Annotated in this window: 13 protein-coding genes; 4 read left to right on the top strand and 9 right to left on the bottom strand. The window is 72.6% G+C overall.

Going from position 1 to position 13775, the window contains the following annotated elements:
• Positions 1–10 precede the first annotated feature (10 nt).
• From ABD714_RS19725 to ABD714_RS19705, 5 genes are all read right to left on the bottom strand, one after another.
• Entirely contained in the window at positions 11–1546 is a 1536-nt protein-coding gene (locus tag ABD714_RS19725) for a lactate racemase domain-containing protein (RefSeq protein ID WP_344814159.1), read from the bottom strand.
• Positions 1547–1578: 32 nt separating this feature from the next.
• On the bottom strand, positions 1579–3939 hold the full coding sequence (locus ABD714_RS19720; RefSeq protein WP_344814158.1) for an HAD-IB family hydrolase: 2361 nt from the start codon (positions 3937–3939) through the stop codon (positions 1579–1581).
• Entirely contained in the window at positions 3936–4700 is a 765-nt protein-coding gene (gene priA, locus ABD714_RS19715) for a bifunctional 1-(5-phosphoribosyl)-5-((5-phosphoribosylamino)methylideneamino)imidazole-4-carboxamide isomerase/phosphoribosylanthranilate isomerase PriA (RefSeq protein ID WP_344814157.1), read from the bottom strand. Before priA ends, ABD714_RS19720 begins: the two co-directional genes overlap by 4 nt.
• Before the next feature lie 65 nt (positions 4701–4765).
• Positions 4766–5794 (bottom strand): hypothetical protein, encoded by a 1029-nt coding sequence (locus ABD714_RS19710; RefSeq protein ID WP_344814156.1) that lies wholly within the window; start codon positions 5792–5794, stop codon positions 4766–4768.
• A gap of 1 nt (position 5795) precedes the next feature.
• Positions 5796–6716, bottom strand: coding sequence for an N-acetylneuraminate synthase family protein (locus ABD714_RS19705; protein WP_344814155.1), 921 nt, complete (start codon positions 6714–6716; stop codon positions 5796–5798).
• Positions 6717–6895: 179 nt separating this feature from the next.
• Here ABD714_RS19705 and ABD714_RS19700 point away from each other — a divergent pair, with 179 nt between their 5' ends.
• From ABD714_RS19700 to ABD714_RS19690, 3 genes are read left to right on the top strand one after another with little or no spacing between them, the layout of a single operon-like run.
• On the top strand, positions 6896–7783 hold the full coding sequence (locus ABD714_RS19700) for a methyltransferase domain-containing protein (protein WP_344814154.1): 888 nt from the start codon (positions 6896–6898) through the stop codon (positions 7781–7783).
• Entirely contained in the window at positions 7780–8796 is a 1017-nt protein-coding gene (locus tag ABD714_RS19695; RefSeq protein ID WP_344814153.1) for a glycosyltransferase family 2 protein, read from the top strand. Before ABD714_RS19700 ends, ABD714_RS19695 begins: the two co-directional genes overlap by 4 nt.
• A complete protein-coding gene (locus ABD714_RS19690; RefSeq protein ID WP_344814152.1) occupies positions 8793–10193 on the top strand; it encodes a polysialyltransferase family glycosyltransferase in 1401 nt (466 codons plus the stop codon). Before ABD714_RS19695 ends, ABD714_RS19690 begins: the two co-directional genes overlap by 4 nt.
• Here ABD714_RS19690 and ABD714_RS19685 read toward each other — a convergent pair.
• On the bottom strand, positions 10141–10656 hold the full coding sequence (locus ABD714_RS19685) for a hypothetical protein (protein ID WP_344814151.1): 516 nt from the start codon (positions 10654–10656) through the stop codon (positions 10141–10143). The genes ABD714_RS19690 and ABD714_RS19685 overlap by 53 nt on opposite strands.
• A gap of 98 nt (positions 10657–10754) precedes the next feature.
• On the opposite strand from ABD714_RS19685, the gene ABD714_RS19680 reads away from it, so the two are divergent.
• Positions 10755–11351: an ATP-binding protein gene (locus ABD714_RS19680; RefSeq protein ID WP_344814150.1), complete on the top strand. Its 597-nt coding sequence runs from the start codon at positions 10755–10757 to the stop codon at positions 11349–11351.
• 13 nt (positions 11352–11364) lie between these two features.
• Here ABD714_RS19680 and ABD714_RS19675 read toward each other — a convergent pair whose 3' ends face one another.
• From ABD714_RS19675 to ABD714_RS19665, 3 genes are read right to left on the bottom strand one after another with little or no spacing between them, the layout of a single operon-like run.
• On the bottom strand, positions 11365–12186 hold the full coding sequence (locus tag ABD714_RS19675; protein WP_344814149.1) for a DNA-formamidopyrimidine glycosylase family protein: 822 nt from the start codon (positions 12184–12186) through the stop codon (positions 11365–11367).
• Between the two features lie 27 nt (positions 12187–12213).
• Complete coding sequence (gene sigJ, locus ABD714_RS19670; protein ID WP_344814148.1) at positions 12214–13119, bottom strand: RNA polymerase sigma factor SigJ; 906 nt, start codon at positions 13117–13119, stop codon at positions 12214–12216.
• The gene (locus ABD714_RS19665; RefSeq protein ID WP_344814147.1) at positions 13112–13747 is read right to left on the bottom strand and encodes a carboxymuconolactone decarboxylase family protein; all 636 of its coding nucleotides are present in this window, start codon (positions 13745–13747) and stop codon (positions 13112–13114) included. The genes sigJ and ABD714_RS19665 overlap by 8 nt, the downstream gene beginning before the upstream one ends.
• Positions 13748–13775: the final 28 nt, after the last annotated feature.

Raw genomic sequence — 13775 nt, 5'->3', positions numbered from 1 at the left:
TCGGACCCCCTCACGACACGTCCAGCAGGATCTGCGGCGGCGTGTGCAGGTAGGTGATCGACGGCGACCGGCCGACCGAGGAGGAGACGATCTCCAGCGCGTCGGCCAGGGTCGACGCGGCCCGGAACCCCAGCCGCTCGGCGTTGGCGCGGTCCGCGCCGACCCAGACGACGTCGCCGAGGTGCGCGGTGGCGTGGGCGATCTCGTACCAGCGGTGCACCGGGTGCAGTCCGTGGAAGGCGTGACTGGTGCGGTACAGGTGGGCGTACCACGGGTCGGTGGCGAACTTCTTCTCGAAGTCGGCGCTGATCCGGACGGGATCGGTGGTGGCGCCGAGCACCTCGGCGAAGAAGTCCACGTACGACGGGTGGAACAGCGGCGAGAAGTCACCGCCCAACGGGTGGAACACGATCAGGGCTCCGCCTTCGCGCACCAGCGGGGTGCCGGTGTGGGCACCCAGCGCCCGGACCAGTCCGGCCCAGGCGGCGAGCACCGGGTTGGTCGGGCAGTCCACGCTGTACGGCGTCCGGCCCGGCACCCCGACGATGCCGACGTCGGCCTGGCCGCTGACCTCCACCCGCTGCTGCGCGGTGACCAGCTCGGCACCCGCGGCGGCGGTCGCGGTGGGGTCGCCACCGACGATGCCGACCGGGTGCCAGGGCGCGTTCAGCCGACCGAGGACACGACGCCGCAGGGTGGCCGAGGTGACCGCCTCGGTGGCGCGGCGGAGACCGAACCAGCGCGCCTGGTCCTTGACGCTCCACTCCCACTCCCGCTTGGCCAGGAAGCCGAACGGCTCGGGGAACACGTTGGCGTCCAGCACGACCTCCACGCTGAACAGCGGCACCGACGACGCGACCAGCTGCGCCGCCTCGCCAGCGGTCGCGGGATCGGCGTCCTCCGCTCCGAGCCCGGCCAGCGTGGCCGCCGCGCCCAACCCGGTGAGCACCGCCGCGGCTCCGCCACCGGTCGGAGAGGTGACCAGGTGGACGTGCACGACCAGGTCGGACGCGGCCACCCGCCGGTTCACGGCGACCGTCAGCTCACCGACGGTGCCGAGCTCGGTGAGCTCCTCGGCGTCCTCGGCGTCGTGGTCGGTGAGCAGGCCGTCGGCGTGGAAGGAACGGAACACCCGCTCCCCGACCAGGGTCCGCAGCTCGGCCGGGGTCTGCCGACGGTTGAGACCGATGGCCGCGATCAGCGCCACGTCGTCCACCCCCGCGTCCGCGGCCCGGCCGAGCACGGCCTCGATCACCGCGGCCCGCAGGTCGGGGGCCGTCATCCCGGGCACCGGCACCGTGTTGTCGTCGAAGGTGATGGTCAACCGCATGCCGGGCCGCAGCCGGGCGGCCAGCGGCTCGGAGTCGGTGGGGTGGTCCAACGCCGCGGCGATGGCCTCGTCGGCGTGCACGGCCGGCAGCGAGTCGGCCGGGTAGACCACCCGGGCCCCGACCGGGAGCCGTTCCAGGCGGAAGGTGTCACCGGAAGCCACCAGGACGGGTGGGGTCCGGTCGTCGACGTCGAGGACGAATCCGGGGCGGACCATCTAGCGAGCTCCTGTCGGTGAGGTGCGGGGGATCATCGGGGCAACGCCCAGCGGGGGGTCATCGGGGCGATCTTCCACTCCACGCTCGTCCACTGGTTGGCGTTGGCCGCCCGCATCAGGGCGATGTCGGGGCTGACGGCGACGGCGTGACCCACGGCCGCCAGCATCGGCAGGTCGGAGTGCGAGTCCGCGTAGGCGAAGCTCCTGGCGAGGTCGATGCCGTTCAGCGCGGCGTAGTGGTGGAGCCAGGCGGCCCGGGACTCGCCCACCAACGGCGGGCCGGTGAGGAACCCGGTGCAGCGACCGCCCGCGTCGGTGGCCAGGTCGGCCGCCACGATCACGTCGAACAGGGGCTCCAGCGGCCGGGTCAGCGGCCGCACCACCCCGGTGACCAGCACGGTCCGGTGCCCGGCGGCCCGGTGCTCCCGGATCCGGCGACCGGCGTCCGGCGACAGCCGGCTCAGGATCGTCGGCGCCAGCTCGGTGTCGACGAACTGCTCGAGCGCCGCCAGGTCGGCACCGGCGTAGCGGCGGTAGACCGCGCGCAGGAACGCGCTCCGGTCGCGACGCTCCGCCCAGAGGTAGGACGGCAGCTTCTGCAGCACCTGACCGAGCTCGGCGACCTGGCGGGGGGCCGAGAGCCCCGGCAGCCGTGACCACAGGTACTGCTCGATGACGTTGGTCGACATGATCGTGCCGTCCAGGTCGAAGACGGCCATCGCCGTCGAGCCCGCGGTGTCGCGCCCCAGGTCCCGCATCGTGGTCGGCCGCTTGCCACGTCGGCGGCGCAGCGCGTCCATCCGCCGGATGGACGAGGTGATCGAGGGACAATGCACGTCCTGGATGTAGGTCTTCCAGTCGTAGACCGCTGTGTCGAACGCGAAGACCGGCTGGTCGTCGGGATGCAGCGACTCCGTCAGCGCGAGCGTGTGGTCGTCGACGAAGTGCAGCTCGGACTGCGCGTACTCGTTGTAGAGCGAGAGGTAGCGGCGCAGGAAGCTGAGCCGACCGCGGGTGCGGTCCAGGTCGTTGGCGAACTTGCGGGTCCGCGCGGACCGCGGGGCGGCGTCCAGCAGCCGGTTCGCGATCGTGTGCGCCCGCTCCGAGGTGGCCAGCAGCCGCTCCACCGAGCCCGCCCCGGGGAACTGCCACTGCGGCAGCCGGGCCGCCCCGCGCGGTCCGCCCTCCAGCGGGTGCTCGGAGAAGTACTCCCGGATCTGGCCGTAGATCCCCTGGAAGGTCAAGGGGTTCCGGGCCCCGGAGCTGACGTGGTAGAACTCCGGCCGGCCGATCGTCGGGTGGGTGGCGCAGACGGCCAGGATCGCGTTCACCACGTGGTCGCAGGGCACGATGTCGATCACCGAGTCCGGGGACGCCGGGAACTCCGGCAGCTCGCCGCGGCCGTACGCCAGGATCAGCGGCTCGGCCATCTTGAAGCCCTCGATCCACCCCGGGTACGGGTGCAGCCAGGACGACTCCACGATGGCCGGTCGCACCACGGACACCTCGACGCCGGCGCCCACCTCGGCGACCACCCGCTCGCCCAGGGCCTTGGTGAAGGTGTAGACGTCGGTCCAGCCCAGTGACCGGGCCCGCTCGGTCCCCGCCGTGACCAGCTCGGACTGCACCCACTCCAACCGGCGCCGCTCGGTGTCGGCCGCGGTCGTCAGGTAGCCGGCCTGGCGGTGCTCCCGCTCGGCCTCCTTGCGCAGCGCGGTCAGCCGCTCCGACGTCCGCGACTCCGCCTCGATCAGGTCCCGCATGGCCAGGCCGGCGCGGGTCTCGGCCCGGTGGTCGATGGTGTGCACGTGCGCGGCCTCGGGGATCGCGCCCCGGCGGCGACCGGCCGTGTACGCGGTCGAGATGTGCACGTAGTGCGGCACCTTGAGCAGGTTGCCGTCGTCGTCGGAGCAGGCCTCGATCATCCGGTCCATCAGCGCCTGGGTGCCGACCACGTTGGTGGTGAAGGCCTGGTCGATGGGCGGGTCGAAGGACACGTCGCCGGCGCAGTGCACGACGACGTCGATGTCGCTCGGCAGCACCGGCACGTTGGGCAGGTCGCCCTCGATCACGTCGATCCGGCTGTCCAGCAGCGCCTCGGGTCCCCCGGCGGCCTCGCGGACCCCGCGGAAGATCTCCTTCTTGACCACCGTGATCATCCGGGCCCGGGCGTCGGCGGAGCGCTTGCGGCGGACCAGCACGGCCGGGGTGGTCTCGGGCAGCTCGGTGAGGATCTTCCAGAGCAGCTGCTCGCCGATGAAGCCGGTGACCCCGGTCATCAGGATCTTCTTGCCGGCCAGCAGGTCACGCAGCCGGCCGTCCAGCAACGGCCGGTCGGAGCGGTCGGCGTCCACGCTGCGACGGAACGTGTCGGCCGGGGTGACCGTGCTCATGAGGGGGTGTCCTCCCTGCTCGAGACCCGGGTGAGCTCGAGCGCCTCGGTCAGGGTGAAGTTGCCGACGTACAGGGCGGTGCCGATGATGGCGCCCTCGACGCCGACGCCGACCAGCGCCGCGAGATCGGCGATGTCGGTGAGGGACGATATCCCACCACTGGCGACGACCGGGGCCTCCGTACGCGCGCAGACGTCCCGCAGCAAGGTGGTGTTGGGACCGGACAGCATGCCGTCGGAAGCCACGTCGGTGACCACGTAGCGGGCGCAGCCGGCCGCGTCGAGCCGGTCCAGCGTCTCGAACAGGTCGCCGCCCTCGCGGGTCCAGCCCCGCGCCGCCAACCGCTGACCCCGCACGTCCAGCCCGATGGCGATCTTGTCGCCGTAGGTGGCGATGACCTCGGCGCACCACTCGGGGCGCTCCAGCGCGGCGGTGCCGATGTTGACCCTGGTGCACCCGGTGGACAGCGCCCGCTCCAGCGTGTCGTCGTCGCGGATCCCGCCGGACAGCTCCACCTGCAGCCGCATCTGCGAGGTGACCTCGGCGATGATCTCGGCGTTGTCCCCGCGGCCGAACGCGGCGTCGAGGTCGACCAGGTGGATCCACTCGGCGCCCGCGTCCTGCCAGCGCTGAGCCGCGGCCCGGGGATCGCCGAACACCTTCTCCGACCCCGCCACCCCCTGCACCAGCTGGACGGCCTGACCTCCGGACACATCGACCGCCGGCAGCAGCTGCAACCGGTCACCCCACCCTGCGTTCACGCCGCCGACCCTATCGTCGCGAGCCCGCGAAGCCGATTTCTCGGGCCCGCCGGGGCCGGCCGGTGTCAGCAGGCGGTACTGGCCAGACCGTGCTGCTCGCGGGCCGAGTCGGTCACCGCGCCCAGGAACCGGTGCGAGTTCGGATCGGTGCCGGGGGCGTACCAGCTCGGGTCGATCTCGCACACCAGCAGCTCGGAGCTGGTGTCGGACAGCACGACGGGGAGGGTGTGCACCACCGTGGACGGGAAGCTGACGACCACCCGCCCGACGGCGCCCTCGCGGATGGCCACCTCGAGGGGCAGCTCGGGCATCGCGATCCGGAGGCCGAGTCGGGCGATCCGGGCGAGCTTGTCCCGCGCCTCCTTGCGGTGCGCGAAGTAGCGGTCGACACCGTGCTGCGCCGCCAGGGCGGCGACCGCGGCGACGTACTCGTCCTCGCTGACCACCCCGGTCTCCACCAGCGACGTGCCGATCAGGTCGGCGGCCGACTTGACCCGTGGTCGAGGGTGCTGGGCCCGGACCCAGGCGTAGGTGTTGCGCAGCACCCGGGCGTGGGCGACCTCGACCGGCAGACAGCTGAAGACCGTCAACCGGCACCCGGACCCGGGCTGCAGGCGACGACGCAGCGAGTCCGCGATCTGGTCCCGGGCGAAGGTGGAGATCTGGCGGCGGTGCTCCTCGGTCGCGACCTGGTGCCAACGGCGCAGGTGCTCCCCGCTGGCCCACTGCCGGGCGAACTCGAGCGTCGCGGTGCCGTCGTCGACGATGACCAGCTCGCTGGTCCGGGTGACTCCGGCCACGACCTGCATGACCCCGGAGAACGGGTCACCGAGGACGAGCCGGTCGGTGCCGGCCAGGTCCCCGGCCAGACCCCTGACCGTACGGGCGATCGCGGCCCCACCGAGACGCGGCTCGTGCCAGCCGACCGACAGACCCGCTTCCCGGGCCAACCGGGCCATGCAGCGCAGCTGCCACCGGCTGGTCTCGTTCTTGGGTGCGAGGATCAGCACGTCCGGCCGGGTGGCCGCATGGTGCGCCCACTCGATCACGTTGAGCAGCTGGGCCGGGCTCTCGACCAGGGCGACGGTCCTCACCTCAGGTGGCACCGACGAGCTGGGGGTCCTGCACCCGGCGCAGCTTCTTCATCGCGGCCAGCTCACCGTCGTAGATCCTCTTGACGCCGTCACCCAGGGACTCGCTGATGGTGCGGATGTCGCGGACCAGACGCTGCAGGCCGGGCGGCTCGACCGAGGCGGCCTGGTCCGAGCCCCACATGGCCCGGTCGAGGGTGATGTGCCGCTCGACGAAGGTGGCGCCCAGCGCCACGGCCGCGAGGGTGGTCTGCAGACCGGTCTCGTGACCGGAGTAGCCGATCGGCACGTTCGGGAACTCGGCCTGCAGGGTGTGGATCATCCGCAGGTTGAGCTCCGACGGCTTGGCCGGGTAGGTGCTGGTGGCGTGGCACAGGACGATGTTGTCGCTGCCCAGCACCTCGACGGCGTGCCGGATCTGCCGCGGGGTGGACATGCCGGTGGACAGGATGATCGTCCGGCCGGTGGCCCGCAGCCGCCGGAGCAGCTCGTCGTCGGTCAGCGACGCGGAGGCCACCTTGTGTGCGGGCACGTCGAACTGCTCGAGGAAGTCGACCGACTCCACGTCCCACGGGGAGGCGAACCAGGCGATCCCCCGCTGCCGGGCGTACTCGTCGATGGCGGAGTACTCCTCGACGCCGAACTCGACCCGGTGCCGGTAGTCGATGTAGGTCATCCGTCCCCACGGGGTGTCCCGCTCGATCTCCCACTGGTCGCGCGGTGTGCAGATCTCGGGGGTCCGCTTCTGGAACTTGACCGCGTCGCAGCCGGCGGCGGCGGCCTGGTCGATCAAGGCGAACGCGTTGCTCAGCTCACCGTTGTGGTTGATGCCGATCTCGCCGGTGATGTAGACCGGCTGCCCCGCCCCGATGATCTTGTCACCGATCGTGCGGGCGGGGGTGGTGAGGGTGGGGTGCGTGCTCATGATCGAGACGCTAGGAAGATCATCTTGCCGGACGGGAGGTGCCGTCTGAACGGCGGACGAACAGCAGACGACGTGCTGGCCCACCCGTGGGGATCGGTTCGCCGACGAGACATCGGGCGTTCACCGGACATCCGCTTCATGATCACCGGACGCCTCCTCGGGATGCCTAGGGTCGGGCCGTGCGCACCACCACCCGTGCCCTCACCCGGCACTACATCGACGAGCTCGACCTCAGCGGCGACGTGCTGGAGATCGGCGGCCACACGCTGTCCGGCTGCGCGGTCGGCCTGTTCCCCGAGCCCCGCTTCCGCTACCACGACCTGAACCTCGTCGCGTCCGACATCCCGAACACGATCATCGCCGACATCACCGGCTGTGCCGACGTCATCCCGGACGCCTCGTTCGACGTGGTGTTCTCCTCCGACGTGTTCGAGCACATCGACCGGCCCTGGCTGGCGGCCGCGGAGATCGCCCGCATCCTGCGCCCCGGTGGTGTCGCCATCACCCACACGCTGTTCTCCTGGCGGAACCACCCGTGCCCGATCGACTACTGGCGCTACTCCCCGGAGTGCCTGGAGTTCCTCTTCTCCGACCTCGCCTGCCTGGAGAAGGGCTACGACCTGAGTCAGCGCCGCGTCGACCAGCCGGGTTTCTGGCCCTCGGGCGACGACTCGGTGCCGGTCGACCACCTCGGCGGCTGGCGGGAGCACTGGAGCGTCTACTGCGTGTCGGGCAAGGGCATCGAGGCGACGGTGCCCCGGTTCAAGGACAGCGACCACCCGTTGGCGGTCCACCTGCGGCGCGACACCCAGGGCGCGGTGACCAACCCGAGGATGACCGGCTCGACGGTGCCGCTGCCTCCCGATCCGGTCGACTCGCTGCGGCCGGAGCTGACCGGGATCACCGCGGAGCTGAGGACGCTGCAGACCCAGAACCGACGGCTGGCCGACCGGGTGCACGCCCAGGACGCCCGGCTGGCCCGGATCAACCGGGCCGTCGACCGCCGGTCGCTGCCGGAGCGCGCCTACCGCAAGGTGCAGCGGGCGCTGACCCGGATCGGCCCGTGAGGCCGCTGGTGTCGGTCGTCGTGCCGGCCAAGGACCAGGAACCCCACCTCGGTGACTGCCTGAGCAGCCTCGTCGGCCAGCTCGGCGACCCCGAGGCGCTCGAGGTGATCGTGGTCGACGACGGGTCGACCGACGCCACCGGCGTGATCGCCCGCTCGTACGCGGACCGGCTGCCCCGGCTGGAGGTGCTGCGCAACGACGTCCCCGTCGGCCTGGCCACCGCCCGCAACCTCGGCCTCGACCGGGCGACGGGCCGCTACCTCGCCTATCTCGACGGTGACGACTGGCTGGCCCGGGGCCATCTGGCCGGGATGGTCGAGGTGATGTCCCGGCTGGACGTCGACTTCGTCCGCACCGACCACGTCCAGACCACCGCCGGGCGTCGCTCGGTGGTGCGGGCGCCCGAGGCCCGCCGCGACCGCGTGCTCGATCCCCGCTCGTCGATCCTGCCCACCACCACGTCGACGATGGTCGACTACTGCTACGCCTGGGCCGGGCTGTTCGACCTGCGCATCGCCGACCTGCTGCGCTTCCCCGACGGGCTGTTCACCGCCGAGGACCGCGCCTGGTGCTGGCGCCTGCACCTGCAGGCGTCCTCGTACGCCGTCGCCGGCCCGCCCGGCATCCTCTACCGCCGCGGGGTCACCACGTCGCTGACCCAGGTCCTGGACCGGCGGCAGCTGGACTTCCTGCCCTCCTTCGAGCGCGTCTTCGACCTGGTCCGGCACGATCCCGAGGCCGCGCGCTGGTGGCCCAAGGCCGCGCGGATGTTCCTGGCCGTGCTGGCCCGCCACGTCAGCCGTCAGGAGCAGATGACTCCCGCCGACCGGGTCCTGCTGGGCGACCGGGCCCGGCAGGTCCTCGGCTCGATCCCGCCCGACGTGCTCACGGGGGCGTACGCGGCGGCCAAGCCGGAACGACGGGCGCTGCTGGCCCCGCTGGTGCTCGGGCGGGCCGCCGCCGTACGCCTGCGGCTGCTCGACCGGCTGGGCGCGCGCCAGGGAGTCGCATGAAGCAGCTGGTGCTGGCCTCCACGTTCTTCCAGTGCCTGTCCCTGGTCGCCGCGGTCGACGCGGGCGCGCTGCCGGACGCCGCCGAGCGGATCCTGGTGCTGGCCGACGGCTCGCAGGCGCCGGAGCTGACGGTGCCGTTGGCCGAGCAGGACGGCTTCGACGTGGTGCGGTCCCGTTTCGACCGGGTGGTCGACCTGAGCGAGCTGCTCTACCCCCGGCGACCCGTGCAGTTCGCGCCCCGCCGGGAGGAGCACCTGGTCTGGGAACGGCTGCTGCGCAGCCACTGGCGGCTCGGTCGCGGACCGCTGCAGCTGGTGCTCGACTTCGTGCAGGTGAACCCGGGCCTGTCGCTGGCCGGGGTGTTCGCCGACGCGGAGCTGTGGACCCACTCCGACGGTCTGATGACGTACTCACCGACGCGGCGGACGCTGCCCCTGTCGATCTCCCAGCGACTGACCGGGCTCGTGCACCTCGACCTCGTGCCCGGACTGACCCCGCAGATGCTCGCCGAGCACGGGGTCGTCCACCGCACGGTCGGCCTGCCGGCGCTGGGGGCGGTGCTCGACGAGGTGCGGCGGGACGCGCCCTCGGGGGCGGCGTCCGACCGGGCGACGGACGTCGCCGAGGGCCGGCCGACAGCGCTGGTGCTGGGCCAGTACCTGAGCAGCCTGGGGCTGGTGACCGGGGCCGAGGAGACCGAGCTGAGCCGGTCCCTGGTGCGGGAGGCGGCGAACCGGGGCGCCGAGGTGTGCGTCTTCAAGCCTCACCCCGCCGCCCCGCCGGCCCAGGCCCACGCCCTGGCCGACGCGGCGCGGCAGGAGGGGGTCGAGCTCGTGATCGACCCGCGACCCGAGGCCGCCGAGCTGACCATGCACCGGCGGCGACCGACCTGGGTGATCAGCTGCTTCTCCACCGGTCTCTCCACCGCCGCCTACCTGCTGGGTCTCGAGGCGGTCGCTGTCGGCACCTCGCGGTTGCTCTCCCGGCTGGCCCCGTACGAGAACAGCAACCGGGTGCCGCTGGTGCTCGCCGAGGCGCTCTTCCACCGCGACGACTTCCGCCCGCCGGCCCTCGCCGGACCGGATCCGGGCAGCCGGGACCTGCAGCGGCTGGTGGAGGCCGTGGCCTACTGCATGCAGCCCGACCTGCACCCCGGGTCGGCGGCACGGACGGCGGCGTACCTCGGGGAGCTGGAGTCCGAGCCGGACCTGCTGGCGCTGTTCTTCAAGCGGCGCCGGCTGACCCGGCTGGGTCTGCCGGGAGCGTTGCCGGCGCGCGGCTGGTCCAGCCGGACCCGGCACCGGCTGGCCCGGGTCCGGTCACAGGTGTCCCTCGGTCAACCGGTCAGCGGGCGACCCAGCCGCCGAACGTCTTCTTCCCCGGCGCCCAGTCGATGACGTCAGGACCCTTGAGGTCGAAGTAGCCGCGGACGGACACCCGGACCTCGTCCGGGTTCCCGACGCAGCTGCGGGGAACGGTGACCGACACGGTGGTGGGCCCGTACACGTCTCCGCGGCCGCGGAGGTCGGCGCACGGCACGGCCACGCCCTGCTGACCGAACTTCTCGATCCGCATCAGCGGGGACAGCTCGCTCGCCGGCACGAGGTCGTGTCGGTACTCCGGGCCCGGGTCGTCCGGGTCGGTGTCGAGGTAGACGGTCAGGTAGGTGCCGGGCCGGATCGCGCCGGTGGTGGTGGTGACCTTGATGCTCGTGCTGCCGTGGCTGACCTTCACCTTGGTGATGTTCGGCTTCGGGTCCGTGATCGTGCCCGTATCGGCCTGGGCGGCCGCTGTGGAGCCGGCGACGCTCACCAGCGCGCCGAGGGCGACGGCGGCCAACCGGTTGGTGGTTCTCGACATGACGTGCTCCCCCTGTGGTGGTTCCTGACGGGGAAGGAGGCGACCACGGGTCCGGTGATACTCCGGGGCGACCGTGCTGCGCCTGGGAGAGTGACGGCATGCAGTTGCTGCTCATCATCGGTCCGCCGGCGGTAGGGAAGATGACCGTGGGGCGGGAGATCGCGCGACGCAGCGACTTCCGGCTGTTCCACAACCACCACACGATCGAGCCGCTGGTGGAGGTCTTCGGTCACGGGACGCCGCCGTTCACGACCCTCAACTCCGAGTTCCGCCGCCGGGTGATCGAGGAGGCCGCGAAGCACCGGGTCGACCTCATCTTCACCTTCGTCTGGCAGCTCGAGGAACCTGGCGACGAGCGGGAGGTCAGCACGCTCGTGGCGCCGTACGAGGTCAACGGTGGCCAGGTCCTGGTCGTCGAGCTGTCCGCCGGTCTGACCACCCGGCTGCAGCGCAACCGCGGCGAAGACCGGATCGCCGCCAAGCCGACCAAGCGGGACGTGGCGTGGTCCGACGGCAACGTGCGGGAGCTGGAGCGGTACCGGCTGAACTCGGACCCGACCGGCGCCCGTCCGACGCCGGCCGACGCGTTCCTTCGCGAGCACCCGCACCTCCGGCTGGACACCGCCGCGCTGTCGGCCGAGGAGACCGCCGCGCGGGTCCTCGCCTGGCTGGCGTCGGTTCCGCCCGCGGGCTGACCTCCGACCGCCGTCAGCGGCGGGGGCGGCCCGGCTCGGGGCCCGGCCCGGGCTGACAGCGCGGGCACCACCAGGTACGACGCCGGTCGGGGTCGCCGGCCACCTCGGCGACCATCTCGATCGGCGTGCCGCAGCGGCGGCAGGGCTGGGCGAAGCGGCCGGCGACCCAGTGGTCGCGGCCGCGGCGGTTGTCGCCGGTGGTGACCTGGTAGGCCCCCGGGGTCAAGGCGGAGTGCCGCAGCGCTCGCACGGCGAGTCGCACCGTGGCGGGCAGGTCGATGCCCCCCACCGGGGTCCACGGGCTGACCCCGCGCAGGAAGCAGAGCTCGTTGGCCCACAGGTTGCCCAACCCGGCGAGGTTGCGCTGGTCCAGCAGCGCGGCGGCGACGGGCCGCTCCGGGTCGCCACCCAGCCGGCGGACGGCTTCGTCGAGATCCCAGTCGGCCCGGAGCGGATCCGGGCCGAGGTGGCCGACCACCGACTCCTCGTCGGAGGTCTCGACCAGCTCGACCACCGGCAGCGACAGCCCGTACGCGGTCGGACCGTTCTCTGTCGCCAGCAGCACCCGGACGTCGGGCATCAGGGTGCGGGGCAGACTGCGGCCGGCGCGCACCACGGTCCAGGACCCGTCCATCCGCAGGTGGGTGTGCAGCGTGAGGTCGCCGTCGAAGCGGGTCAGCAGGTGCTTGCCGTGCGTCGCCTGCTCCAGGACCCGCCGCCCGGCCAGGTCGGCGATGGCGTGCCGGGCCACGTGCAGCTCACCGCGCCGCACCGTCCGGCCGACGAGGACGTCGAGTCGGCGCGCGAGCACGTAGACGGAATCACCTTCGGGCACCGCCCCATCCTGCCTGGCGGGCCCAGCTCACCGGGAGAGCTCGCGCGGCGCCCTCAGTCCGCCGAGCTTGTCCGGGTTCATCATGATCAGCACCTGGGCGATCCGGTCGTCGACGATCACCAGCTGCAGGGCCGCCGCCACCCGGTCGCCGTCCCAGGCCCGCCAGCCCGGCCCGCCGTTGATCAGGACGTCCTCGAGCCGCAGGTCCGGTGTCGCCTTGTGCGCGATCCCCACCAGCAGCCGGGCCGCGGCGTCGGCGCCCTCGACGGGCCGGCGGGCGGCGCGCACCTGGCCGCCGCCGTCGGAGAGGACGACGACGTCCGGGGCCATCAGGTCCATCAGCCCCTGCACGTCGCCGTTGACCACGGCGGCCGTGAAGCGCTCGCGGACGCGGTCGGCCAGCTGGTCGTCGGCGGAGAACCTCGGTCGGCGCGACTCGACGTGCTGCTTCGCCCGGTGCGCGGTCTGGCGGACGGCGACGGCCGTCATCCCCAGCGCCTCGGCGATCTCGGCGTGCTCGTAGCCGAAGACCTCGCGCAGCAGGAAGACCGCACGCTCCTTCGGGCCCAGGGACTCCAGCACCACCATCAGGGCGAGGGAGACCGACTCGGCCAGCACGACGTCGTCGGCCACGTCCGGCACCGTGAGCAACGGCTCGGGCAGCCAGGGGCCCACGTAGTCCTCCCGGCGGCGGGCGAGGGTTCGCAGCCGGTTGAGCGCCAGCCGGGTGGTGATCTGGCACAGGTACGCGCGGGGGTGGCTCACCTCGACGTCGCCGGGGCGCTGGGCCCACCGCAGGTACGTCTCCTGCACCACGTCCTCGGCGTCGGCGACGGAGGACACCAGCTCGTACGCGACCGTGAACAGCAACGAGCGGTGTCGCTCGAAGACCTGCTGCCGGTCGGCGCCGGCGGCCGCTGCTGCCTCAGCCACGGGCCGAGGGTAGCCGGCAGCTCGCCGAGAACCCCTGCGACACCAGACCGAGGGCGGCGTTGAAGCGCGACCGCTGGTTCTCGATCGCCACCATCATGGTCAGCTCCACCAGCCCCTCGTCGCCGAGCGCGTCGCGCAGTGGCGAGACCATCGCGTCGGTCACCTCCACCGGGGTCGCCGTCGCGGCCCTCGCGTACGCGATCACCTGCTTCTCCAGGGTGCTGAGGTTCTCGGCCTCCCGCCAGGTCGGCACGCTGGTCAGCTTGGCCAGGTCGAGACCCTGGGAGTCGGCGAGGAAGAAGCCGAAGTCGATGCACCAGGTGCAGCCGATCTCGGCCGCCACCGCCATCACGGCGAGCGCCCGCAGCCCCGGGTCGAGCCGGTCGAACCTCGCGACCCGCCGCTCGTGCAGCAGGGTGCTCCACAAGACCTTGCGGTTGTGCGCCAGGGCGAAGCCGTTGTCGGCCGCCTGGCCGTACAGCGTGCGGGACAGCCAGCCGATCAGGCGTCCGGTCGGGCCGGGCGGCTGGTCGATCGGCACCCTGGCCAGCTGCCGGCGCGCGGCGAGCTCGGAGCCGGGGCCCGGGGCCACGGTGAGAAAGGGTCGGGCGGGGTCGACGGTCGTCATGTCCCTGAGACACCGCTCAGTCGCCGGG

Source organism: Microlunatus aurantiacus (assembly GCF_039536605.1).
Lineage (GTDB): Bacteria > Actinomycetota > Actinomycetes > Propionibacteriales > Propionibacteriaceae > Microlunatus > Microlunatus aurantiacus.
This window is presented reverse-complemented; position numbering and strand designations above follow the sequence as displayed.

Excerpts from the sequence above, each read along its gene's own strand:
- ABD714_RS19725 (WP_344814159.1), bottom strand. The coding sequence starts at position 1,546 with ATGGTCCGCCCCGGATTCGTCCTCGACGTCGACGACCGGACCCCACCC.
- ABD714_RS19685 (WP_344814151.1), bottom strand. The coding sequence starts at position 10,656 with ATGTCGAGAACCACCAACCGGTTGGCCGCCGTCGCCCTCGGCGCGCTG.
- ABD714_RS19665 (WP_344814147.1), bottom strand. The coding sequence starts at position 13,747 with ATGACGACCGTCGACCCCGCCCGACCCTTTCTCACCGTGGCCCCGGGC.
- ABD714_RS19720 (WP_344814158.1), bottom strand. The coding sequence starts at position 3,939 with ATGAGCACGGTCACCCCGGCCGACACGTTCCGTCGCAGCGTGGACGCC.
- ABD714_RS19705 (WP_344814155.1), bottom strand. The coding sequence starts at position 6,716 with ATGAGCACGCACCCCACCCTCACCACCCCCGCCCGCACGATCGGTGAC.
- ABD714_RS19690 (WP_344814152.1), top strand. The coding sequence starts at position 8,793 with ATGAAGCAGCTGGTGCTGGCCTCCACGTTCTTCCAGTGCCTGTCCCTG.
- ABD714_RS19680 (WP_344814150.1), top strand. The coding sequence starts at position 10,755 with ATGCAGTTGCTGCTCATCATCGGTCCGCCGGCGGTAGGGAAGATGACC.